The sequence below is a fragment of the Neobacillus niacini genome (assembly GCF_019749295.1).
In the GTDB taxonomy this organism is placed as follows: Bacteria; Bacillota; Bacilli; order Bacillales; family Cytobacillaceae; genus Neobacillus; species Neobacillus niacini_D.
The window spans coordinates 379085-401822 of record NZ_JACWFG010000002.1; the positions used below are offsets into that span (position 1 = coordinate 379085).

The following is a 22738-nucleotide window of genomic DNA, read 5'->3' on the forward strand; positions in this document are numbered from 1 at the left end:
CCTACCTACTCGGCTTCCAACCACTTTTTAGCGTCCTCATACTCGTGCGGATGATTCATATTAAAAAAGACACGCTCCAAATCGATATTGCTATAGGCCTGCAGCTCTTTTTCTGTTACATAAAGGACGTTTAAATGATCTAGCAGATGTTTTATTGGAAGACGTCCATTTTCAATACATTCTTCAATTTTAGCAACACTCTTTTTATGAAAAACACCAGATAAAGTTTGCATTTTTCCATTAATAACTGGAATTAAGGCATCATGATGGTCAATCATACCTACAAGGGTTGAAGCAAGTTCGCCAGAAATAAACGGCATGTCACAAGCTGTAATAAAATTCACATCATAGTCCGAAGCACGTAAACCAGCATGAAAGCCTGCAAGCGGCCCCTTTCCAGGATAGTGGTCGGACACCATCTTTACTCCTAAAAACTGATACGCATCCATATCATTGGTGACAAGAATGATGTCATCGAAATAGATTTTGAGAGTATCAACCATTCTTTCAATAGTTGTTTTCTCATTCAGTTTTAAGAGAGCCTTGTTCGTGCCCATTCTACTCGATTTACCACCAGATAAAATAATGGCTGCAGCTTTCATGTGAAAACACCTTCTTAATAGGTTTGTTTAATTTCGCCCACTGCCTGATATCCTTGTTCCTGGGCTACAAAATCAAGATGAATACTATTTAGATCCAGCATGGAAGCGGAAGGTTTGCTGAGATATTGTCTTGTATCTATCACTTTAATATAACCTGTACACTTTTCGCAAACCTGAATTTGATTGGAAGAGTCACCTTCAATAGTTATAAACTGAATACTGTTATGGTCATCATTGCCGCAGTGTGCACATTCAATTCTTTTTGCGTGCCAGCGAGCTAGACAGCGGGGACATGTCATTACTTTTTTACCTTCATCTTCAAGGACAGCAAGTCGAGCTGGTTCGCCGCAAACGGGACATCCGGCTCCTGGTATTGCATGAGTGACTTCGTGCTGGATCTTTTCTGCTGTTAACTGTAAGTAAGGTCTTAATGCTGTTTCAGCAAGGAATTGCGGAATCCATTCATCAAGTCCATTTTCCTGTGCAAAACTAGCAAAGTACACACTGTTAAAAGAAAATGCTTCATCAATCCAGCGAATGACAGTTTCTTCGTTTAATAGTGTTATTACACCTGCTAGTTTTGGTTCAAGCTCTGGGTTATTTTTTGATAACAACACATTAATTTCCTCTATCCACTGTAGGAATAGTGAAATTTCGAAATTAATAGACGTTAAAGCCGCAGCAGGTACTCCTGCAGACATTGCTGCTTTATCCAGCTCGGGATTTATTGAATCAGGATTTATGCTCTTCTTCCAATTCTCCTGAAGGGCTATAATATCCTTCTGTAAATTTTGATATTCTTTTGAAACAATGGTTTTTTTCATCGTTGTGCACCTCGTTTAGTATTTGGTCCTGCCAATGTATTTCTTTAAATAAAGGCTGTCCTGTAAGAGACAGCCTTTATTCGTATTAACTTTTAATTTGATTAGGCGCCTTTTTTCTTCTTACTATCAGGGCTAGTTGGTTTCTTTGGGTTGCCATTTTCATCAATGTCAGGGAAGTTACCTTTCGCAACTTCTTCATCATACCAGTCAGTGTAGTGGCCTTTAGCCCACCAAGCAGGTACCTCACCAGTGATAACTCCTGTATAGCCTGGGCTTGAATGTTTGTGAACTACAGATAGATAAATATGTCCAACGACAACTGCGATTGCTAAGCCGAAGCCAACATTATGGAAAAAATATCCCCATTGAACCACTGCTGCTGGGAAGAATTCAGGAAACCACATTGGAATGCCTGAAGCAATGATCAAGATAGCTGTGAAAATTTGTATGAATGAATTGATTTTTTCACCCGCGTTAAAAAATGATTGTCTTACATGCTTGAATTTGAATCCAAACAATTCTTTTGCAACTTCTTTGAAAAAGTCAATGTCTCGTTTTTTCCAAGTAACAAGCTCTTTCATCCAACGCTTGAATCCTGGGAAGTCAAAAATGACCCAGATGAATGTAGGAGTAACGAAAGCGACTGCGAAAATTCTATGAAGAAGACGTGCTCCTTCTGGACCGCCAAGAACCGGATACAACCAATCGAAAAACTCAGTATACATCGGTAAGGCTGTTATATAGAGCGCAAAGAAAGAAATCGCGTTAATCCCATGCGCCCAAACAAATGCCTTAGAGAAACGTCTTACTTTAACGTTTGATTTCTGAGGTTTACTCATGGCTGTCACCTCCTTCATCTTGTTTGCCTTTATTGATTATTCTACTTGATATAAACATACCAATGACGCCCATAGTCGTAGCACCAATCATCATTTTGCCCAGCGGCTGTGCATAGTCCTTCCAAAGGACAGCAGATGTTGGAACTTTAGGGTTTTCAGGCAAGCCATAAACGGATGGCTTTTCAGCTAAGACATAAACCGTATGCGTCCCGCCAACACCTTTTGGATTATAAACCATTGCATTTGGATAACGATCTTTAATTTGTTTTACACGTTCTTCTGCTTTCTTAATCATCGCTGCTTTGTCACCGAACTCCATTGCACCTGTGTGACATGTAGTAACACAAGCAGGCTGTAATCCTTCTTCAAGACGGTCGGTACACATGGTACATTTATGAGCTTTTCTATATTTGTCACCATTTTTATCAACATATTCCTTAAGAGAAATAACCTCAAATGGACAGTTATTTACACAATATCCACAACCCACACACTTTTCATGGTCAATGACGACCGTACCGAAATCTGTGTAGCTAATCGCATTCTCTGGACAAACCTTTTCGCAGGCAGCATCTGTACAGTGGAAGCATGCTGAGTGGCGGAAAAGGTAATCAAGTTTGCCTTTTGAATTTTCATGCTCGATATATTGCAAGACGTTCCATGTATCAGCAGTGGTCTTCGCATGTGATTGAGCGCTCCCTAGGAAATCTTGCTGCTCTGCCGGAAGGTCATTCCAGTTTTTACAGGCAACCATACATGCACGGCATCCATCACACTTGGTTACATCGACAAATTTCACATATTCTGTTGCCATTATTATGCCCTCCTTACGTCACAGAGGAATGCTTTGTACTCTGGAATGGTTGTATTGGCATCCCCGATGTGAGGAGTCAGGCGGTTTGCTGTATCCCCAGTTGCGAACCCTTTATAACCAAAATGCCATGGCATTCCGATTTGGTGTACCTTTTTACCATCGATGGTATGAGGCTTAAAGCGTTTTGTCACCATCGCATAGGCCTTTACCTCTCCTCGTGCGGAGCTGACGATCACTTTATCTTTGTTTTTAATTCCTTTTTCTTTTGCCAGTTCTTCACTGATTTCAATGTACATATGCGGTACAAGCTCTGATAACCACTCTTGGTTGCGTGTCATCGTTCCAGACTGCCAGTGTTCACTTACACGGTAAGTGGTTGCCACGATTGGATAATCTGCTTTGAAGCCGCGTTCATTAAATTTGCCATCAAATAATTGAATAGTAGGGTTAATTTCCTGGCTGGAGAATGGATTCTTTGCCGGACTTTCGTATGGCTCATAGTGTTCAGGGAATGGTCCATCGTTTAATGTTGGTGCAAATACGCCGCCGACACCGTCATTCATCATGATAAATGGATCTTCAAAGCCTGCATCTCCTGGCTTTCTTGTTGCAACAAAGTCCGGAATGTCTACTCCTGTCCATTTACCTTTTGCTGCATCATACCATACAACTGCTTTTTCCTTATTGTATGGAACACCACTTGGGTCGCAGGAAGCACGGTTGTATAGTATACGGCGGTTCATCGGCCATGCATATGACCAATTTAAATATAAACTCATTCCTGTATCTTTTTTATCACGGTTTTTCGCACGGTTCTTACCTTCTTCTGGATAGAATCCGCAATAAATCCAGTTACCTGAGCATGTGGATCCGTCATCTTTTAAGTTTCCAAAGCCGGCAATCAGCTTGCCTGTATTTACGTCATAACCGTTAATTTCTTTACAAACTAAGTCAATATCAGGGTGATGACCTTCACCATAATTCCAGTAAAGTGCATTAATTGGAGCTGCTGCAGGTCCTGATTCATTTTTATAAAGAGCTTTAATTTTCGTTGCAAGTTCATGAATAATTTCTAGGTCCGCCTTTGATTCTCCAAGCGGCTTAATTGCCTGCCAGCGGTACTGCATCCAGCGGGCACTGTTTGATACACTGCCTTCTTTTTCATAAGAAGAACATGCTGGAAGAAGGAATACCTCTGTGTTAATCTTCCCTGGGTCACTGCCAGCCTCTTTTTGCCAGAAAGCAGAAGTTTCTGTTTCCCAAAGATCAACTGCCACTAGCCATTTAAGATTCGAAAGTGCTTCTTTTTCTTTCCCTGCATTCGGTCCGCCGACTACTGGGTTTGTTCCAAATAAGAATGCACCCTCAAGCTTTCCATCATACATTGCTTTAAATAGGTTAATATGTGAGTAGTTTTTATTGCCTTTTGGCAGGTATTGATAGGCAAATTCATTTTCTGGTGTTGCATTTGGTCCATACCAAGCTTTTAATAAGCTGACAATGAATTTAGGCTTGTTGCTCCAATAACCTGTCTTTGGTGTTTCTTTTTCCAAGTGTCCTGCTAGTGTAGCATTCAATTTATCTGTTGACGTTGGAGCATTCAAATAACCTGTCAGGTTACCGTATAATAAACCAAAATCGGTTGATCCTTGTACATTGGACTCGCCGCGCATTGCGTTAATACCGCCGCCTGGGACACCCACGTTACCAAGAAGAAGTTGAATAATGGCAAATGCACGAACGTTTTGTGTACCCACTGTATGCTGGGTTGTTCCCATTGCATACATGATTGTTCCTGCTTTACCCACTTTACCCGTTGCACAGAAGGCTTCGTACACCTTTAATAAATCATCTTCTGGTGTTCCTGTGATTTTTACAACTGTATCAACATCATAGCGGGAATAGTGCTTTTTCATTAATTGGAAAACAGACCTTGGATGTTCTAGAGTGAAGTCCTTAACTGGTTTTCCTTCAGCATCTTTCTCTATTGCCCATTGTGTCTTGTCATAAGCGCGCTTTTCTGCGTTATATCCTGAAAATAAGCCGTCTTCAAATTTATAGCTGTCTTTTACAATAAAACTTGCATTTGTATATTTAGCAACATACTCTTTGTGGTAAAGATTATTATCAAGCGCATATTTGATCATACCGCCCATAAACGGAATATCTGTTCCAGAGCGCAATGATGCATAGATGTCAGACATTGCCGATGTTCTTGTATAACGCGGGTCAACACTGACAATCTTTCCGCCATTTTCTTTCGCTTTTGTTAACCATCTAAAGCTGATTGGATGGTTTTCCGCAGGGTTTGCACCCATAATCAACGCACAATCGGTATATTGCACATCATTCCAACTGTTAGTCATTGCTCCACGACCTAATGAAGGTGCCAGACCGGCAACCGTAGAACTATGTCATATTCGTGCCTGGTGCTCTAAGTAGGTGACACCAAGCCCTCTCATCATTTTAGAAAGCAGGTACGTCTCTTCATTATCAAGAGCTGCTCCGCCAAGACTTGCAATAGCCTCGGTCTTATTCACTGTCATGCCGTCTTCGCTTACTACAAATGTTTTATCGCGCGTTTCTTTCGTACGCTTGGCAATGGTTTCATACATCCATTCCCATTCTTTTTCTTCCCACTTATTACTGCCTGGTGCACGATATAGCGGTTTCTTAATACGTTTTTCTGAAGTGTATAACTGTCTAATTGTTGTGCCTTTACTGCATAGCTTACCTTCGTTAATCGGGTTATCCGGATCCCCTTCCGTATAAACCACTGTGTTGTCCTTGGTATGGACTAATATCCCGCAGCCAACGCCGCAAAAGCAGCAAATGGTTGGTGTTACTGTTGATTTGGCAATTTTAAACTCTTTTGTGCTGGCATGGGCCTTTTTCTCATTAAAGCCCAGCTCAACTACTGCAAGAGTCACAGCCGTAGCTCCAGACAACTTCAAGAATTGCCGGCGGTTTAAGTTGATTTCAACCATTTTTCTATCTCCTTCCCAAAATTGAATAAAACATCCCTTTTTTATCTCTACTTGAAAGCTTTTCTCTGTTTATTCCCCCCTTCAATGCACCTCTACAGCAGGTATTTCCAATAAATCATTTTCAACTGTGCCTGTTGAGGTATAAATATTGGCCATCTTCCCTCGTAAATAGCCAACTACCTCAATATTCAAGAATCTTGCCAGCTGAACAGCCTGCTTAGTGGCCGCTGTTCGTGACCCAATAACAGGAAAGCCAAACTTCGCTGCTTTGGAGAGCATTTCATATGAAACCCTTCCGGTTGTTAATAGTACTAACCGGTCAGGCTGTAAACCCAGTCGTAATGTGTGGCCAATTATTTTATCGACTGCATTGTGCCGTCCAATGTCTTCTCGGACGGTGATATTACCTGCTTCATCTACAATGCAGGCCCCATGCATGCCGCCAGTCTCTAAGTAAAACGGTGAATTTTGAGCAAATTGACTTTGCTTTTTTAATAGATAACTTAATTTATAGCTGTGTTCAGACGAAACCTTCTGAAAGTTCTTCACATCTGTCATTGAAAAAAAAGTAACACCGCGGCCGCAGCCTGCCGTGTAATGCTTCTTTTTGGTAAATAACTCATCTTCATTGAAGCCATTTAGAAGTGAAACGCTGATACTGCCCATTTCTTCATTTATAGTGATGGACTCGACCTCACACGATCTCTGAATAAACCCTTCAGAAAACAAATAACCATAGGCCCAATCCTCTAAATCGTGTTTAGTCAGCTGAAATACGGCAATTTCATACCCGTTTAGAACTAAGGTAATCGGGTATTCATCAGGACATCCTTTACGGTACATTGATTTCCCTCCTTTTTCAGGAAATACATTCTTGGCGTTTCAATTGTAATCATGGTAAGCAGATTTGCTCAGCGACATATATCACAATGAATAGTCAATCATACTAAATACACTATTCTATTTAAATCTATAATAAATACTGATGCCTTACTCACAGGACTTTGGCGAATCTCGGTCGATTTTGTGTCAAATTATCGAATCTTTGCCCATTTCAATGGCTTTATCACTATCGAAACATTGTAAACCCATGTTCGTAAGCGGTTTCAATCGAATAGGTGTATCTTTAGTACTATCGTACGATGAGTCCTTTTTCTCTGAAGTAAGATTTATCACATAGAATCATTTATTTAGGTTAAAAAAGGTCAATTGTCATTTTTCCGACAAAATCAATACATTGCAAAATTTCTGCTATATTTTTGCATTTGATTTATAATAGGAATAGTGATTTTCCACCAATTAGCTTTTAGGAGGCATACATATGACAATCAAGAAGGTTATGACAATCGCGGGATCAGATACAAGCGGTGGTGCAGGAATTCAAGCAGATATTAAAACATTCCAAGAGTTAGGAGTGTACGGAATGACGGCACTCACTACTATCGTTACAATGGATCCAAAGGATTGGCACCACAGTGTTTTTCCTATCTCCGTTGATACATTAAAACCCCAAATCGATACGGTATTATCTGTAGGAATTGATGCAATGAAAACAGGTATGCTCGGTACGGTTGAAATCATTGAACTAGTAGCTAAGGTTATTGATGAACATAAATTAGAAACAGTAGTAATCGACCCGGTTATGGTTTGTAAGGGCGAGGATGAAGTATTAAATCCAGAAACAACAGATGCAATGCGTGAATTATTATTACCGCGTGCTTTGGTTGTAACACCTAACCTTTTTGAAGCAGGCCAGCTAGCGCAAACAGGTCCCGTTAAAACGTTAGAGCAAATGAAGGAAGCAGCCGTTAAAATCCATGATTTAGGTGCTAAGTATGTGGTCATTAAAGGCGGCAGCAAGCTGTTAACAGAAGAAAAATCACTTGATCTTCTATACGATGGCAAAGATTTTACTGTCTTTGAATCGGACAAGATTGAGACTAACTTTACGCATGGAGCTGGATGTACCTTCTCCTCTGCCATTACCGCAGAACTGGCGAAAGGTAAATCAGTAGTAGAAGCTGTTGAGACCGCAAAAGACTTCATTTCTGCAGCCATCAGCCAAGGCTTCCGCCTAAACGAATTTGTAGGACCAACCTGGCATGGAGCCTACCGCGGGTCAAATACCGAATACTGCACAGATTGCTAATCGCAAGGCCGTTCCCTTCGAACGGCTTTTTTTACGTTATGGCTGTGTTAAAGCTAAACTTTGATATTGGCACTCTGTTGATTTTCGCGGAAGGCACGAAGACTCCTGCAGGAGGACGGGTCAGGGGAGACCCCGCAGGCGCTTTAGCGCCGAGGAGGCTTCCTGGACCGCCTGCGGAAAGCGAAGTGCCTGGAGCGCAAATCAACAGACAAAATTAACACAGCCCATCATAAAATTAGGCATAGATTTCGCTTTTTCAATGTGATTTTAGTATGATAGTTACATTATTAAATACACTAGTTTATAGATTACATACTTGGCATAGGGAAAGGAGAATAGAATATGGAGCCGATTAAAGACTATCTTCAGGTTCAAGAAGCGATTAACAGATACGTGAATCAGGATGTTTATATCCACCTTGAGACAACAAATGGTGCCTATGCATCTCATCACGATCAAACCTTCTTCTCAGCAGGTGCCTATATTAGAAACGCACAAGTTCGGTATGAAATTGGGAAAATCACTGGAACTGATCCCTATCGTGTTGGCTTAAAAATAAACCTCGGCTGGATTTACGCTGAAGGTCTGACTCATTTCGAAGTCGATGAGCAGAACCGCTTGCTGTTAGCTGGCCATGATAACAAAGGCAAACTTGCAGTTGCCCTAGAAATCAGCCCTACACCATTTGAATAGAAGAAAGGAGGAGCCTCTTATGGAAAAAGAACGTCATGTATTAGTCATCTTTCCACATCCTGATGACGAAGCTTTTGGAGTATCAGGAACGATTGCCACTCATGTACAAAATGGGACACCCGTCACCTACGCTTGTTTAACACTGGGTGAAATGGGGCGCAACATGGGGAATCCCCCTTTTACGAATCGAGAAAATCTTCCAAAAATCAGAAAAGAAGAGCTAAAAGCTGCCGCTGCCGCTTTAGGCATTCAGGATTTAAGAATGCTTGGATATCGTGATAAAACGGTTGAGTTTGAAGATGACGAAAAACTTGCGAATGCCATGTTATCAATTATTAATGAAGTAAACCCATCCCTTATTATTACTTTTTATCCAGGCTATTCCGTTCACCCTGACCATGACGCCACCGGTGCGGCGGTCGTCAGGGCCGTAGAAAAGCTTCCTGCTGCCGCGCGGCCTAAACTGCACTGCGTTGCTTTTTCAAACAATTGTGTTGAAGAGCTCGGTGAGGCAGACATTGTCCATAATATTAGTGCTGTCGCAGATAAAAAGCTGGCTGCTATTCAAGCGCATCGATCCCAGACAGAGCAAATGTTTGGAGATGTGACAGAGAAATTAAAAAACCAAGACCCGCAAATGATGGTCTGGATCAACAACGAACGCTTCTGGACTTATAAGTTCAAAAACTAAATTACATTCTTTATGCGGCGAATCTCCTTAAGGACTAATCTCTGGCTGACTCATCGAGTTTTGTCCTTAAGAACCCTTATGAAGGACTAATCTCCGGCCGGCTCATTAAGATTTGTCCTTAAGACACCTTATGAAGGACTAATCTACGGCTGTCTCATCAAGATTTGTCCTTAAGACACCTTATGAAGGACTAATCTCCGGCTGGTTCATCGAGTTTTGTCCTTAAGACACCTTATGAAGGACTAATCTCCGGCTGACTCGTCAAGTTTTGTCCTTAAGACTCCTTATGAAGGACTAATCTCCACCTGGTTCATCGAGTTTTTTCCTTAAGTGGCCATATTTGCAGCATAAAACCCTTCGTCAATGACGAAGGGTTTCTTTAATATGCCGGCTTCATTAAAGTACAGAGTTTGCACATATCAAGGATGATGATTTTCCTTGATTTCATTTCGATAATACCTTCTTTTTTCAATTTCGAAAACACACGGCTTATGCTTTCCCTCGAGGTCCCTACAACGGTCGCAAACTCTTGAATCGTCAACGGTATTTCAATATTCCATCTCGTCGTGGAGGTATTAAATTTATTCCCCAGCCGCTCTAACGTCTTAATACTCTTCGCATAAACATCTAACAGGGCCACATCTCTTAAGGTAGAAGTCATCTCCCGTAGTGAATCACTCATGTATTCAATCATTTGAATCGCTAAATCTGGATATTCATGAAGACCCTTCTCTAATTCTATCTTGTCTAAAAAGAAAAGCTGACCATCCTGAAGCATGGTGGCAGTCGCCGGATAAAGCTCTGAGGTTTTTGAGAAAAGACAAGCCTCCGCAAACACATCACCCTTCTGCTTCATACAAACAATGACCTCATTGCCGTTTTCATCCTGTTTGGTTAGCTTGACCGCTCCGGAATGGACAAAGAATACCCCTCTTGCCTTTTCATCCTCACTTATAACTCGTTCACCCTTTTTAAAGGACAGCCTTTGAATCCTTTTTATAATGAGGCGTAATGACTTTGTTGATAAATTTTTGAAAATAACCATTTTCCTCAAAAAATCTGCTGTTTGAGGTTCTTGGATTGTCCGTTCATGGGATTCGTCAAAAAGGTGCATGGGATTCATAAATTTCCTCCTCTCCTTTCCTTTTAAAAGCTTCATTTCCATAAGTTACTTCCCATTGTAGTAAAAAAAGTCACAGCAAGTAGTGATTATCTTCACAAAACGTTCAATTTTTCAAAACCTTATCACTTCAACTCCCTTCACAAAACGTTCAAAGTTGGCTAAAAAAGTGTGCGGAACGTCACATTTTTAATCTTGAATTCTAATTAGGATGAAGTTGTTAAACAGATAGAAGGAGGGGGAAGTATGAATAAGGCAATTATCAGTTTTGTCGTTAGTATCGTCATTGGTTTTGGTCTTGGGTACTTGGTGTTTGGGGTCATAATGGGAGATTCCGATCAACAGCCTCAAGTCGCTCAAACAGAACCAACAGATGAGGCAAGCGACACACAAGGTCAAAAAGAAGAAGCAAAAGAGGAAACAACCTCTGTTGATGCCAATAACATCCTTAATAGTAAAGGCTGTCTTGGCTGTCACGCTGTTGATTCTCTTGGTTTAGATGGCGGGGCAACGGGCCCGGACCTGTCTAAAGCTTTCACAGATGTTGAAGGAAAACATGGTAAATCAATTGATGAATTCTTAAAAGAACCAACTTCTGCGGTTATGTCGAGCGTGATCAGCGGCAGCCCGCTAACAGATGAAGAACGCACTCAAGTGTTAGATATGTTAAAGCAAGCTTCAGAAAAATAATAAGGTGGTGTGATAGATGAAGAAATGGGTTCCAATTGCCTCTGGTTTACTTGCAGGCTTTGTTGCAGCAACGATTACATTCGCTGATTTTTCAAAGAGTACAAACAATCAAGTTGCTTCTGGCAATACCAAAAGCGATGCTGAAAAAGTTTATGTACCATTCGGTGAAAAAGATGATTATTACCTTTTTGCATCAGGCGGCCACTCCGGTCAAATGTTTATCTACGGTGTTCCATCTATGCGTCATATTCGAACAGTTCCGGTATTTTCACCAGACTCAGCAACAGGATATGGCTTTGATGAGCATACGAAAAAATTGATGGGTGATTACAATTGGGGAGACCTTCATCACCCGGCATTCTCGGAAACCAATGGTGACTATGACGGTAAATATATGTTTGCCACTGATGTCGGAAACAGCCGTGCAGCAGCAATGGATTTAGAAACATTTACTGTAAAAGACATTATTAATGTTCCAAATACAAGCGGACCGCACTGTGCGGCGTTCGTTACCGAAAACACAGAGTATATGTTCCTGCCAACTCGCTTTGCGGTTCCAATTGGCTCTGAATACAAGTCATTGGACGAATACAGCCAGCAGTACCGCGGTGTAATGTCAGCCGTAACGTTCGACCAAGACAAAGACAAACTTAATGTAGCTTACCAGGTTGCTCTTCCGCCGTGGTCATATGATTTATCTGACGCTGGTAAAAAGGAATCTGGCGATTGGGCAGTTATGACAACGTACAATACAGAAGAAGCCACAACAAACCTTGAAATTAACGCATCACAAGCTGACCGTGACTTCATTGTTCTTTTTAACTGGAAAGAGCTTGAGAAAATGGTTGCAGATGGACAATATGATGAAGTAACCGGTCAAAAAATGATTTTCCCTGAAAAACATAAAGGCGGTATTTACCTTGTTCCTGTAGCAAAATCACCACACGGTGTTGACGTAACGCCGGATGGAAAGCACTTTATTGCTTCTGGAAAACTTGCACCATCCATGACCGTTTTCTCTTTTGAAAAAGCATTTGAAGCTGTGAAAAACCAAGAATTCTCTGGCGAACGTAACGGTATTCCCATCTTAAAGTATGAATCTGTAATGGAAAGAGAAGTTAACCCTGAAAACGCACTTGGACCGCTTCACACTCAATTTGATGACAAGGGAATGGCTTATACCACCATGTTCATTTCTTCTGAAATCGTGAAATGGGATCCAAAAACGGGCGAAACACTAGATCGTGTACCGGTTCAATATTCTCCAGGACACTCTGTAGCAGCTGAAGGTGATACGGTTGCACCAGACGGAAAATGGCTGATTGCCTTAAACAAAATTGCTAAAGACAGCTATTTATCTGTTGGACCATCACATCCAGAGTCTATGCAATTAATTGATATCAGCGGCAAAATGAAGGTAATCCAATCTTCACCAGTTAACCCAGAGCCGCACTACGCGCAAATTATTAAGGCAGATAAGATTAAAACGATTGAAGTGTATCCGAAGGATGAGAACAATAAGCTAGCCACTTATAAGCAAGATGAGGCTAGAATTGAACGCAATGGTAACGAAGTTCATGTCTACGGTATTGCCATGCGCTCGAAGTTCATCTTTGACGCAAAAGCTAAACGTCCTGATGTGATTGAAGTCAATCAAGGAGATAAGGTGTTTATCCACTTAACCAATACGGATTTTGATGAGGATATTACCCATGGATTTGCCATCAACCAATATGACTTGAACATTGAAGTTCAGCCTGGTCAAACCAATACAATTGAATTTACTGCAGACAAAGCAGGTACATTCCCGCTTTACTGTACTAACTTCTGTTCCGCACTACACCAAGAAATGACCGGCTACTTCCTTGTAAAGCCTAAGAACTAAAATGTGATGATGGGTATCAATTGATTCAATTGATACCCTTCTCCGTTTAGAAAGGACTTGTTTTAGATGAAAGGAAAGAAATTATCACTAGTTTCGTCCCTGCTCCTTGCACTGTCAGCGCTCTTAATTGTTGCTTCTGTCTTTTTCCCTTACTGGAAAATGGTTTTCTTTGCTCCACAATATCCAGAGGGATTAAATATTATAGTGTTTCCAAACAAGCTGGAAGGCGAAATTGATATTGTTAACGGATTAAATCACTACATTGGCATGGAAAACTTCAGTGCAGAAAATTTCCCTGAATTGAACTATCTTCTTTATATCATGATTGGGTTAGCGGTCATTACGCTCCTTACCGCCATCATACGAAAAAAAGCAATGCTTTATGGTGTTATAGGTCTCTTTGGAATTCTCGGTATCCTCGGTGTATATGATCTCAGCCGGGCACTAAAAAAATTCGGTACCAATCTAGACCCGATGGCGCCAATCAAAATCGACCCATTTGTTCCGCCCATTTTAGGGCATAATACAGTTGCCAACTTTGTCACTGAGAGTATGCTCGGATACGGAACGTATTTCTTAATTGCGGCTTTTATTTTATTACTAATTCCATTATGGAAGGATCGAAAAAGATGAAAAAGCTACTGCTCTTTCTTTTCATTTTCTCTATCACTCTTGTTGTATTCCCTGAGAAAAATAGCGCTGCCGAAAACTTGCAAGCCACGATCGACAGCTTGGAAGAAGGAGCAGTTTTAAAGCTTGAGGATAAAACGTACGAGGGCAATATTGTCATCAGCAAGCCGGTGACAATACTCGGTTCAGCAAAAACAGTCATCAAAGGTGACGGGAAAGACAATGTCATCTCCATCAAGGCACCCGGCGTTACCCTAAAAAAACTGACCGTTACCAATAGCAGTATGAACCGCAACTCTGCAGAGGAGTATGCAGGGATCAAGATTCACACAAACGGAAATGTTGTGGAACACATCAAAATTACGGATTCTTTTCATGGAATCTACTTAAGTCAAGCACACAACAATAAAATCAACAATGTTGTGATAAAAGGCATGGGTAAAGGAGAAATTGCCGCACAGGGTAATGGTATTCATGTCTATTACTCTAATGATAACAACCTATCTCATAACAGCATTGAGGGTACTCGTGATGGAATGTTCTTTGACTACGCAAACAACAATGAAAGCTATGAAAATAATATAAGTGATACGCGGTACGGCTTGCATTACATGTATTCCGATGAAAACATTTTTAAGAATAATACCTTTACGATGAATACGGGCGGCGCTGCGGTCATGAATTCAAATCGTCTCTTATTAGAGGGAAATCACTTTATTGTAAACTACGGAAATCAGTCATTCGGATTACTGCTGCTGCAAGCAAATGATAACCTCATCAAAAACAATACGTTTTATATGAATCAACGAGGTATTTACATTGATCAAGCGACACGAAATAGCATTCAAGGCAATAAAATCTCTCAAAACCAAATTGGGATTGAACTTTGGGCAAGCTCCAATGAACAAATCTTTACGGAAAACCTGATCACTGAAAACACTATTCCCGCCGTGACAATAGGAGGAAGTGGTGAAAACAATTTCTGGAGTCATGAAGACAAAGGAAATGACTGGGGAACTTCTTTCCCGCTCACCGATTTAAACCAGAACGGCATTGGGGACTTTCCTATAACCTATCAGTCTTCTTTATATCAACTACTTGAAGACCAAGAACTATCCTATTTGTTTTTAAAAAGTCCTGCACTCGGTATATATGAAAAAATGAATGCGGCGTTGGTGGATGAGAAAGTAATGTTTAATGACCCGCATCCACTGGCTGCTGCAAAGGGAAATACGAATCTCATACTTATAGCTGCTCTAGGGCTCACCGCAGTGCTGATTTTACTAAAAGGGAGACATTTACTATGCATTACATTTGGAAGGAATGGAAGGAAAACATAAGAGGAAAAGGATTATGGCTGGCATTAAGCATCATTGTTCTGATTTCAATCAGTATTTTGTTTCGTTCCACAGCCCTTTCATTTGATAAAGGCTTTTATGTTCTCTTAATTAATTTATTTGATACGATTATTTATTTTATCCCGATCCTTTGCTTGTTCATCGGTGCCTTTTCTATCTTTCAAGAAAAGGAACAAAAGACATTAATCATGCTGCTGACCAAGAAAGATAGCTATGCAAGTTTCTTACTTCGTAAAAGTCTAGGGCTCTATACCGTCGTGCTTGTTCCGATACTAGCTTGGTTTTTTATCTACTTACTGTTGATAAAATTTAACTTCGAGCTTGATATAAAGGCTTATTTCATCTTTATTTTGGCGATTGCAGCCATGTCACTGCTGTTCCTGCAAATGGGTGCGGCAATCGGAAGCTTTAGTACTTCTAGAATGCAGATCATTGGCTATACGATATTTGTTTGGTTTTACTTTTTCTTCTTACATGATTTTATCCTGCTATCGTTTTTACCGGACGTTACACATGAAAATGTAAGGTTGTTTTCAATAGGTTACTTTTTAAATCCACTGCAGACAGTTCGAATGTTCTTAGAAACAGGGACGGGTGTTTATTCTATGGGTCACATGTCCCGGCTGCTCCAAGCCTTCATGTGGACAAAGCCGGCCTTCTTCCTGTTAGGAAATCTATTGTTTTGGATGATCACTTCTATTGCAACTGCGATTATTTTTCACCGTAAGGAGGGATTCGAATGATTACCGTAACCAATCTAAACCAATCCTTCGGGAAAAAATTAATCCTGGAGTCTATCAATATTGAGATTAATAAGCATGAAATTTGTGCTCTTGTCGGACGGAATGGTGCAGGAAAGTCTACGTTTATTAACAGTCTTCTCGGACTGCTTCCGGTCAAACAAGGCTCGATTACGATTAATAACGTTCAGGTAACCAAGAAAAATCATGACTGGAAAAAAGCAATTGCATATCTCCCTGAAAAATTTCAGCTTTATCCCATGCTGACAGGGTTTGAGAATATTACCTTCTTTGCAGAGGCAGTGGAAAAGACGGTGGATCAGGAACGCATTGAGAAAGCATTGAAGTCCGTAAGCTTGTGGGATGACCGCGAAATGCAGGTGAAGAAGTACTCGAAAGGCATGCTGCAGCGCCTTGGATTAGCGATTACCCTTTATCAGGATTTCAGTATTCTGATTCTTGATGAGCCTACTAGCGGGATTGACCCGATGGGGCGAAAGGAAATACTAGATGTATTAAAATCGCTTCATGATAAAACCATCCTGCTCTCCTCCCATCATCTGGATGAAATTAGACAGGTTTGCACACATGTCGCTTATTTAAACAATGGAAAAATGGAGAAATACACCGTAGAGGAATTCTTGCAAACACATAATCTAGGAGGGATTGAATCATGAAAACTGTGATGAGGCTGGCCGCACTGCTAGTTTTAGTTATCCTTGCAGGGTGCAATGCTGACCCTGAGTATAAAATTGAAGTGACGAAACCCATTTATCACCAGCCAGATAAAGAAATGCCGTTTGAAATTAAAGTAAGTGAAAAAGAGGAGGCTGCTAACGGTCTTACTGTTTCAGCAGAATTCTCCATGACCAATATGGATCATGGCACCACCGAAGTGGAGCTCACAGAAGAGGAAGATGGCATTTATTCAGGTGCTGTGAAGCTTCCAATGACCGGGAAATATGAGATTTTCTTTACGTTAGAGAAGGATGGCAAAAAAGCTGAACAAGTACTCAACTATGAGGTGAAGCAGCCAGAAGGCGTAGCATCCATTAATGGAGAGTGGATTACCTATGAAGATGTAGATTTTTACAAGTTTATCAATTACCTTCAGCTCGCCATTAATCGTGAAACCGATCAAAAGCGCTACACAGGCGAACAGCTGAAAGAAGCCTTATCGTATTGGGAGTCACAGGAAAAGCTGATTGAAGACCAAAATCAATTATTAACGCAAATCATCCGTCTTCGCTCGATGGCGATGCTCGCTGAAGAAAAAGGACACACCGCGAGCGATGCCGAGGTTGAAGCTGAAATCAATAAGGTCCGAGACCAATACAACCAATTTGATTCAGCCAAAGCCATGATCAACGAATACGGAGAAGAAAAATTCTGGGAAACCGAAAAACAGCAATACCAAATGATCGTCCTCTCCCAAAAAGTACAAAAAGACATCATCGAAAAAGTTAAAAAAGAAAACCCAGACATGGCACAACAAGAAATCAACTTCCAAGCCCAAAAACAATACGAAGAACTACTCGTATCACAGGTAAACTCACTGGAAATAGAGATTCTTTGACAGTGATACGGTGACAGGCACCGTTTATACAAAACCCACCATTTATGCAGGCCTTTTTGCATAAATGGTGGGTTTTTTATCTTTTAGTCTTCAGGTGTGTTAATAATTTTTAGGGTTTTGAAGCCGAGGTTGATTTTGTAGTTTAGGTTCCAGTTTGCGCCTTGGATTTCGATTTCGTTTTCTTGGAGGGTAAATCTGAGCATGACGTCATTGTCTTCGTCGATGATGACGTATGAGTTTTTGTTTGTAAAGATTTGATAGGTTGGATGAGCAATCAGCGTCCATCCGAATTGTAATTTATTACTTTTTGTCGTCATTATCACACCAGCCTTTACCCGTTACTTCAAATTGGTTAGCAATACTCGGTACAATTTGTCATCCTTTTCATCAGGAGTTCCCCTGCCATCTGTATTGTTGCTGACAAAGTAGAAGTATTCACCATCAACAAACACATCTCGAATTCTCCCTAATCCTGTTATAACTGGACTTGTAACCACCCTGTCAAGATCAAATTCACGGACTGCATTGCCCCTTAATGTCGCTGCGTACAGCTTCCCATTATGCGCAGCCATCCCTGAAGGAGCCCATGTTTCTTCTCCAGACTGAAACAAAGGTGTCTCCATTCCAGCTTTACTTTCATTACCTTCAATAATCGGCCAGCCATAATTTGCACCAGGCTTGATTATATTGACTTCATCGTGTGCGGATTGGCCATGCTCACTTGAATATAACGTACCCTCCATCCAAACCAGACCCTGAGGATTCCGATGCCCATAGCTGTAAACATAGGAATTCTGGTAAGGATTATCCTCCGGAATACTGCCATCTAAATTCATCCTGAGAATCTTCCCGTTTAAGGACTTTAAATCTTGCGAAAGCTCTGGGTTAGTCGCATCGCCAGTGGTAATATACAGCTTCCCATCTGGCCCAATCTTCATCCGCCCGCCATGATGATAAGCTGCACTCGGAATCCCATCAAGAAGGATTGTTTCCTCTGTCCACTTATTTCCCTCAAGCTTGAGAACGACAACTCTGTTAAACTGCCCCTGTCCATTCTCATACGTATAGTAGGCAAATGCTTGCTGATTATCAGAAAACCCTGGGTCGAGGACAAAGCCAAGTAATCCAGCTTCCGCTGCCTTCGCAAGTGGTTTTTCCAAGTCCACTTGCTGCCGCTCCATTTTTCCATTATCAATTTTAACGATACTTCCTGTTCGTTCACTCACATAAAAAACCTGATTTACCTTATTAATAGACCAGGGAATACGCAGTTCTTCTGCAACTACTTCAATTTCTGGCTGAAGGACAACAACCTCATCCTCGGGAGAATCTTTGGACGTGAGATTTTCTTTTTCAAAAAGTGAACAGCCAGAGATCAATAGCATCATCGATAATAAAATGGAACTTACTTTGACCATCAACCTCTTCCTTTCCTATAAAACTTCGAGTATTGCCTTGGCTACTCCATGCTCATCATTTGTTGCCGTAATAACATCACAAAGAGTTTTAATTTCATAAGCTGCATTTCCCATAGCAACGGCTCTTCCAACTCTCTCTAACATCGAAACGTCATTAAAACTATCGCCCATGGCCATTGTCTCGGCTATTTCAATTCCTTTTGATTTTACAAATGCCTCAAGTGCAATTCCCTTTTGTGCATCTTTATTGGTAATCTCAAGGTTTTCATGTCCAGAGCTCGTCACCACAAGACCTTCTAATTCATGAAGGTCGGCAGCCGAAGCCTCCAGTCTCTCAGAATCAAAAGAGAATGCTAAAAATTTATATATCTGCACATCCTCATCATCAAAGAGTATGTCATAGCTTTCGATACCATGAACTAGGCCATCTCGAACTCTTGCACCTGCTGCATAGATGACTTTCTCTTTATCTGCATCTGGATTAACGCTGACAACAATATCAACCAGAATGGAAACTGCTTTTTCAAGATCGACACTGTATGTACCTTTGTTCGTGTAGGCTTCAAAGTAGATATCATTTTCTGTCAGCTTCTCTGCCGCTTGCTTTGCCAATTGCTTATTAAGCGGGACTGATGATATAACTACACCTTCTTTGGAACGAACCTCCGCCCCATTGACACCAATTACAGGGCATTGTAATCCAGCCTCTTCTAAGACATAACGCGCTTCCTGATAAGACCTTCCTGTAGCCACTACGACTTCAATCCCTTGGGATTGTGCCTTCAAAATGGCTTCTTTGTTTTCCTGACTTATTTGTTGTACAGAATTCAATAATGTTCCATCCATATCTGTTGCAATACACTTAATCATGTTGTTCACCTGTATCCTTCTTTAAGTTATTGCCATTCTAACACGATACCACTAGACATTTTCACCATTTTGCTCATGAAAGATACTTACTTCCTTCTCTTACACTTAATGGAGCAAGGTTGTTTCCAGCGATAAACGCCTTAAAAGAATCAGAGTTTGTTTTCGAGTATTCCCTCAAAGCCCAGCCGATGGCTTTTTGAATAAAGAATTCCTTGCTGTCAGCATTTTTTAGTATGTACTCGTATAGAAGAGCTTCATTTGTTTGCTGTTTATACTTTAATTGAAAGAGAATGGCACTTCTCCTCAGCCAAAGGTCATCGTCAATACACCAGCCATTTATACTCTCTTCAATTATTTCAGGATACATTCGGGCAAGCTCTCCTACTAACGGCGCAATCGAATCAACGCTGTCCCACCAGGATTTTGTCGTGATTAATCCTTCTAAGAAAGAAATAGCATCCTTTGGCAGCTTTTTAATAAACTTTCCCATATAGGTAATACCTGTATACTGATACTCTCTTTCATCCTTTTCCCAAAGACCTTCGACAAAATCCTGGTTAAATGGCTTTTTCAAGATCTCTGTCTCTTTAAAAAATTGCTTTTCAAGCTCTTTTCTAAGCGGTGACTTAATCCCTAAAAAAGGGAAGTGTCCCTTCATATACAAACTCATCGGACCTGCATTTTCTTCATTTCGATGTTCTTCAAACAAAGAGGTTATTTTTTCTATTTCACTTTTCAAAATCGATCACTCCTATGCGAAGTACTACGAGTCTATTGTGGCACTATTACTATTTCTATAAACCATTTCTTTCCCCTCTATTAAAATGCATAATGAATGCCCTAAATGCCAAACTAAACTGTACTTTAAGACGAAAGGAGAATGAATGATGACAAAAAAGGTTAACAAAGGCAGTAAAAACCAAAACTCACCTCAGGCAGATCGTGCTGAATCCAAGTATGCTGAAGCTGAGTTCTCCACTGAGTTTGTCAGCGGTGATAACAGCAAGGGAAATAAGCATAATAAAAGTCAAAAAAGCAAAACGAACCCGAAGTAAGCAAGAAAGCCGGCTTTCCAAGGAGGGAAACCGGCTCTTTTGCTATTGTGTGTTTACAATTACTTCTAATTCTAGTTGTCTAATTTCCTCTGCAATCCTATTCTGGATATGCTCAACAATAGAAAAGTCCATTGCAGAAACATAAATGCTTTCAAGCGTATCATGAAGTTCTTTGGCTCTCGCTAAATAAGATATAGCTTCCTTCATTTTATTCTTGTAGCTTGCTGCAATTGGTTTAATTTTATCTTCATAAATTTCATCCGTACCCGGCGTAATCAGAAGTTCATACATATCAATGATTTCATCACCGGCTCGGCTCGGGAAATACTCATGTGGAGCGGTACTATCAAAAATAGCAATGCCAAGCTCTCTAAAAATAACCATATCGAGGCTGTTAGGATCAAATCCACAGTGATAAACCTCAGTATCAATTCCTCTTGCTTCTGCAGCTGCTGCAATCTTCTTTAGCATCGTTGACTTTCCAGAACCAGGACGTCCTTTAATAAAATAACGTTTTTCGATATCCTCCGTTAAATTCGGTACAAAATCAACGGCTCCTTTTGGCGTTGCCGCACCTAAGAATCTGTGGCGAATATCGGATTCTTTATTGATTTTTAACTTACCAAAAAAGGATTGAATTAATTTATTGGTCAGCTGGTCTGCCTTTTCAAAATCCATGTTTTCAATATAGATTTTCTCCCAATCATCATGAACATCCAATGCCTGTTTAAAGGTTGAATAAGCTAATTTAAAAGAAGCGCTGATTTGCCTTGTTAACCGTTCAATGTTCTTTTTCTCCACAGAAAGTGCTTTTGCGTCCCAAGCCTCACCCAGATTAATATACTGTTCTACCGCCCCTGGAGTCTTCGGCTCTATAACATGTGGAGCCGTTCCATCAACGATTCCTACCTTTAAACTCCGTATAATGACTCCATCAATTGATTGATTATCTGACGAGCAATGTAGGAATTCGATATCATATCCCTTTTCGACCCATTCATTGCCTATTTTTTTCATCAGTGAAGATTTTCCCGTTCCAGGACCGCCCTTAAGAATATAAACACATTCAAGTCCTTGGAGATTCGATTCATACAGGCTATGGAATCCTCTAGCCGTATTTCCGCCTGCATAATAATTTTTTATCTTACCTGCCACTTGCGAACACTCTCCTTTACGTGACATCTGTGAAGTTCATTTATCTAGCTGCAGCGCCTAGGAAAAATTGAACTGCATTTTTCCTGATTTGGCCCTTGAAGCTTTTCATTTCACCTTATCTTATGCATTGTGTTTTTATAGGTGAATGCCTACTAAATTATTTTCTAACATCCGGAGTTTCTGCCTTTGTCAGATGAACTAACACTTCTGGATCCACCACGATTTGGACACCAATTTTCCCGGCACTGACGACCATTTGCTCAAGCTCTAAACAGCTTTTATCAATAAATGTTTTATAGTCCTTTTTCATCCCAATCGGTGAACAGCCGCCGCGAATATATCCGGTCCATTTTAGAATATCCTTAACGGGAATCATCTCTATTTTCTTTTCTCCAGCAGCTTTTGCACCCTTTTTTAAATCTAATTCTGCTTCTACTGGAATCACGTATACATAAATCTGTTTGCTTGCCCCTTGAGCAACCAGCGTCTTATAAACTTCCTTTGGGTCTTTGCCAATTTTCCCGGCAACTGACACCCCGTCTATTTTCCCATCCTGATTTTCGTATGTAAGCACCTCGTAGGCAATCTTCTTTGCATCGAGAATCCGAATGGCATTTGTTTTCACCTTAGCCATTTTTTCAC

General features: G+C 40.7%; 24 protein-coding genes. 11 read left to right on the forward strand and 13 right to left on the reverse strand.

The window, feature by feature from the left end; translation table 11 throughout:
• Positions 1-5: 5 nt before the first annotated feature.
• The 6 genes from mobA to fdhD all read right to left on the reverse strand — a co-directional run bounded on the left by mobA (position 6) and on the right by fdhD (position 6909).
• Positions 6-602, reverse strand: a complete 597-nt coding sequence (mobA, locus tag H0184_RS05505; RefSeq protein ID WP_221822324.1) for a molybdenum cofactor guanylyltransferase — start codon at positions 600-602, stop codon at positions 6-8.
• A gap of 14 nt (positions 603-616) precedes the next feature.
• The gene (locus H0184_RS05510; RefSeq protein WP_221822326.1) at positions 617-1426 is read right to left on the reverse strand and encodes a formate dehydrogenase accessory protein FdhE; all 810 of its coding nucleotides are present in this window, start codon (positions 1424-1426) and stop codon (positions 617-619) included.
• A gap of 101 nt (positions 1427-1527) precedes the next feature.
• The gene (locus H0184_RS05515; protein WP_221822328.1) at positions 1528-2265 is read right to left on the reverse strand and encodes a formate dehydrogenase subunit gamma; all 738 of its coding nucleotides are present in this window, start codon (positions 2263-2265) and stop codon (positions 1528-1530) included.
• On the reverse strand, positions 2258-3079 hold the full coding sequence (locus H0184_RS05520) for a 4Fe-4S dicluster domain-containing protein (protein ID WP_221822330.1): 822 nt from the start codon (positions 3077-3079) through the stop codon (positions 2258-2260). Before H0184_RS05520 ends, H0184_RS05515 begins: the two co-directional genes overlap by 8 nt.
• A 2-nt stretch (positions 3080-3081) precedes the next feature.
• Entirely contained in the window at positions 3082-6057 is a 2976-nt protein-coding gene (fdnG, locus tag H0184_RS05525; RefSeq protein ID WP_313771722.1) for a formate dehydrogenase-N subunit alpha, read from the reverse strand.
• A 90-nt stretch (positions 6058-6147) separates the two neighbouring features.
• Entirely contained in the window at positions 6148-6909 is a 762-nt protein-coding gene (gene fdhD / locus H0184_RS05530) for a formate dehydrogenase accessory sulfurtransferase FdhD (protein ID WP_221822334.1), read from the reverse strand.
• A gap of 478 nt (positions 6910-7387) precedes the next feature.
• Here fdhD and pdxK point away from each other — a divergent pair, with 478 nt between their 5' ends.
• The 3 genes from pdxK to bshB2 all read left to right on the forward strand — a co-directional run bounded on the left by pdxK (position 7388) and on the right by bshB2 (position 9599).
• Entirely contained in the window at positions 7388-8215 is an 828-nt protein-coding gene (gene pdxK, locus H0184_RS05535; RefSeq protein ID WP_221822336.1) for a pyridoxine/pyridoxal/pyridoxamine kinase, read from the forward strand.
• A 342-nt stretch (positions 8216-8557) separates the two neighbouring features.
• A complete protein-coding gene (locus tag H0184_RS05540) occupies positions 8558-8908 on the forward strand; it encodes a YojF family protein (RefSeq protein WP_221822341.1) in 351 nt (116 codons plus the stop codon).
• Between the two features lie 19 nt (positions 8909-8927).
• The gene (bshB2, locus tag H0184_RS05545; protein WP_221822344.1) at positions 8928-9599 is read left to right on the forward strand and encodes a bacillithiol biosynthesis deacetylase BshB2; all 672 of its coding nucleotides are present in this window, start codon (positions 8928-8930) and stop codon (positions 9597-9599) included.
• A 379-nt stretch (positions 9600-9978) separates the two neighbouring features.
• Here the strand turns inward: bshB2 and H0184_RS05550 are convergent, their stop codons facing one another.
• A complete protein-coding gene (locus H0184_RS05550) occupies positions 9979-10722 on the reverse strand; it encodes a Crp/Fnr family transcriptional regulator (RefSeq protein WP_260631440.1) in 744 nt (247 codons plus the stop codon).
• Between the two features lie 243 nt (positions 10723-10965).
• On the opposite strand from H0184_RS05550, the gene H0184_RS05555 reads away from it, so the two are divergent.
• From H0184_RS05555 to H0184_RS05585, 7 genes are all read left to right on the forward strand, one after another.
• Positions 10966-11409 (forward strand): cytochrome c family protein, encoded by a 444-nt coding sequence (locus H0184_RS05555; RefSeq protein ID WP_221822365.1) that lies wholly within the window; start codon positions 10966-10968, stop codon positions 11407-11409.
• A gap of 16 nt (positions 11410-11425) precedes the next feature.
• Positions 11426-13294: a Sec-dependent nitrous-oxide reductase gene (gene nosZ / locus H0184_RS05560; RefSeq protein WP_221822367.1), complete on the forward strand. Its 1869-nt coding sequence runs from the start codon at positions 11426-11428 to the stop codon at positions 13292-13294.
• Positions 13295-13360: 66 nt separating this feature from the next.
• Positions 13361-13927: a hypothetical protein gene (locus H0184_RS05565; protein WP_221822369.1), complete on the forward strand. Its 567-nt coding sequence runs from the start codon at positions 13361-13363 to the stop codon at positions 13925-13927.
• A complete protein-coding gene (nosD, locus tag H0184_RS05570) occupies positions 13924-15264 on the forward strand; it encodes a nitrous oxide reductase family maturation protein NosD (RefSeq protein WP_221822371.1) in 1341 nt (446 codons plus the stop codon). Before H0184_RS05565 ends, nosD begins: the two co-directional genes overlap by 4 nt.
• Positions 15228-16025 carry an ABC transporter permease gene (locus H0184_RS05575; protein WP_221822373.1) on the forward strand — a complete coding sequence of 266 codons (798 nt, stop codon included), beginning with the start codon at positions 15228-15230 and terminating at the stop codon, positions 16023-16025. The genes nosD and H0184_RS05575 overlap by 37 nt, the downstream gene beginning before the upstream one ends.
• On the forward strand, positions 16022-16699 hold the full coding sequence (locus H0184_RS05580) for an ABC transporter ATP-binding protein (RefSeq protein WP_221822375.1): 678 nt from the start codon (positions 16022-16024) through the stop codon (positions 16697-16699). The genes H0184_RS05575 and H0184_RS05580 overlap by 4 nt, the downstream gene beginning before the upstream one ends.
• Positions 16696-17598: a FixH family protein gene (locus H0184_RS05585; protein ID WP_221822377.1), complete on the forward strand. Its 903-nt coding sequence runs from the start codon at positions 16696-16698 to the stop codon at positions 17596-17598. Before H0184_RS05580 ends, H0184_RS05585 begins: the two co-directional genes overlap by 4 nt.
• A gap of 83 nt (positions 17599-17681) precedes the next feature.
• Here H0184_RS05585 and H0184_RS05590 read toward each other — a convergent pair whose 3' ends face one another.
• The 4 genes from H0184_RS05590 to H0184_RS05605 all read right to left on the reverse strand — a co-directional run bounded on the left by H0184_RS05590 (position 17682) and on the right by H0184_RS05605 (position 20628).
• On the reverse strand, positions 17682-17915 hold the full coding sequence (locus H0184_RS05590) for a hypothetical protein (protein WP_221822379.1): 234 nt from the start codon (positions 17913-17915) through the stop codon (positions 17682-17684).
• 21 nt (positions 17916-17936) lie between these two features.
• Positions 17937-19016 (reverse strand): PQQ-dependent sugar dehydrogenase, encoded by a 1080-nt coding sequence (locus tag H0184_RS05595; RefSeq protein ID WP_221822382.1) that lies wholly within the window; start codon positions 19014-19016, stop codon positions 17937-17939.
• 15 nt (positions 19017-19031) lie between these two features.
• Positions 19032-19886 carry an HAD family hydrolase gene (locus H0184_RS05600; RefSeq protein ID WP_221822384.1) on the reverse strand — a complete coding sequence of 285 codons (855 nt, stop codon included), beginning with the start codon at positions 19884-19886 and terminating at the stop codon, positions 19032-19034.
• 73 nt (positions 19887-19959) lie between these two features.
• Positions 19960-20628 carry a DNA alkylation repair protein gene (locus H0184_RS05605; RefSeq protein ID WP_221822467.1) on the reverse strand — a complete coding sequence of 223 codons (669 nt, stop codon included), beginning with the start codon at positions 20626-20628 and terminating at the stop codon, positions 19960-19962.
• A 142-nt stretch (positions 20629-20770) separates the two neighbouring features.
• Between H0184_RS05605 and H0184_RS05610 the strand changes: the two genes are divergently transcribed.
• Positions 20771-20941, forward strand: a complete 171-nt coding sequence (locus H0184_RS05610; RefSeq protein WP_221822471.1) for a hypothetical protein — start codon at positions 20771-20773, stop codon at positions 20939-20941.
• A 42-nt stretch (positions 20942-20983) separates the two neighbouring features.
• Here the strand turns inward: H0184_RS05610 and H0184_RS05615 are convergent, their stop codons facing one another.
• Both H0184_RS05615 and ybaK read right to left on the reverse strand, forming a co-directional pair.
• The gene (locus H0184_RS05615) at positions 20984-22096 is read right to left on the reverse strand and encodes a PRK06851 family protein (protein WP_313771716.1); all 1113 of its coding nucleotides are present in this window, start codon (positions 22094-22096) and stop codon (positions 20984-20986) included.
• A gap of 157 nt (positions 22097-22253) precedes the next feature.
• Complete coding sequence (ybaK, locus tag H0184_RS05620) at positions 22254-22730, reverse strand: Cys-tRNA(Pro) deacylase (RefSeq protein WP_221822394.1); 477 nt, start codon at positions 22728-22730, stop codon at positions 22254-22256.
• Positions 22731-22738: the final 8 nt, after the last annotated feature.

Bases quoted from the DNA above. Each gene is read 5' to 3' on its own strand.
- mobA (WP_221822324.1), bottom strand. From the start codon at position 602: ATGAAAGCTGCAGCCATTATTTTATCTGGTGGTAAATCGAGTAGAATG.
- H0184_RS05510 (WP_221822326.1), bottom strand. From the start codon at position 1,426: ATGAAAAAAACCATTGTTTCAAAAGAATATCAAAATTTACAGAAGGAT.
- H0184_RS05515 (WP_221822328.1), bottom strand. From the start codon at position 2,265: ATGAGTAAACCTCAGAAATCAAACGTTAAAGTAAGACGTTTCTCTAAG.
- H0184_RS05520 (WP_221822330.1), bottom strand. From the start codon at position 3,079: ATGGCAACAGAATATGTGAAATTTGTCGATGTAACCAAGTGTGATGGA.
- fdhD (WP_221822334.1), bottom strand. From the start codon at position 6,909: ATGTACCGTAAAGGATGTCCTGATGAATACCCGATTACCTTAGTTCTA.
- pdxK (WP_221822336.1), top strand. From the start codon at position 7,388: ATGACAATCAAGAAGGTTATGACAATCGCGGGATCAGATACAAGCGGT.
- H0184_RS05540 (WP_221822341.1), top strand. From the start codon at position 8,558: ATGGAGCCGATTAAAGACTATCTTCAGGTTCAAGAAGCGATTAACAGA.
- bshB2 (WP_221822344.1), top strand. From the start codon at position 8,928: ATGGAAAAAGAACGTCATGTATTAGTCATCTTTCCACATCCTGATGAC.
- H0184_RS05550 (WP_260631440.1), bottom strand. From the start codon at position 10,722: ATGAATCCCATGCACCTTTTTGACGAATCCCATGAACGGACAATCCAA.
- H0184_RS05555 (WP_221822365.1), top strand. From the start codon at position 10,966: ATGAATAAGGCAATTATCAGTTTTGTCGTTAGTATCGTCATTGGTTTT.
- nosZ (WP_221822367.1), top strand. From the start codon at position 11,426: ATGAAGAAATGGGTTCCAATTGCCTCTGGTTTACTTGCAGGCTTTGTT.
- H0184_RS05565 (WP_221822369.1), top strand. From the start codon at position 13,361: ATGAAAGGAAAGAAATTATCACTAGTTTCGTCCCTGCTCCTTGCACTG.
- nosD (WP_221822371.1), top strand. From the start codon at position 13,924: ATGAAAAAGCTACTGCTCTTTCTTTTCATTTTCTCTATCACTCTTGTT.
- H0184_RS05575 (WP_221822373.1), top strand. From the start codon at position 15,228: ATGCATTACATTTGGAAGGAATGGAAGGAAAACATAAGAGGAAAAGGA.
- H0184_RS05580 (WP_221822375.1), top strand. From the start codon at position 16,022: ATGATTACCGTAACCAATCTAAACCAATCCTTCGGGAAAAAATTAATC.
- H0184_RS05585 (WP_221822377.1), top strand. From the start codon at position 16,696: ATGAAAACTGTGATGAGGCTGGCCGCACTGCTAGTTTTAGTTATCCTT.
- H0184_RS05590 (WP_221822379.1), bottom strand. From the start codon at position 17,915: ATGACGACAAAAAGTAATAAATTACAATTCGGATGGACGCTGATTGCT.
- H0184_RS05595 (WP_221822382.1), bottom strand. From the start codon at position 19,016: ATGGTCAAAGTAAGTTCCATTTTATTATCGATGATGCTATTGATCTCT.
- H0184_RS05600 (WP_221822384.1), bottom strand. From the start codon at position 19,886: ATGATTAAGTGTATTGCAACAGATATGGATGGAACATTATTGAATTCT.
- H0184_RS05610 (WP_221822471.1), top strand. From the start codon at position 20,771: ATGATGACAAAAAAGGTTAACAAAGGCAGTAAAAACCAAAACTCACCT.
- ybaK (WP_221822394.1), bottom strand. From the start codon at position 22,730: ATGGCTAAGGTGAAAACAAATGCCATTCGGATTCTCGATGCAAAGAAG.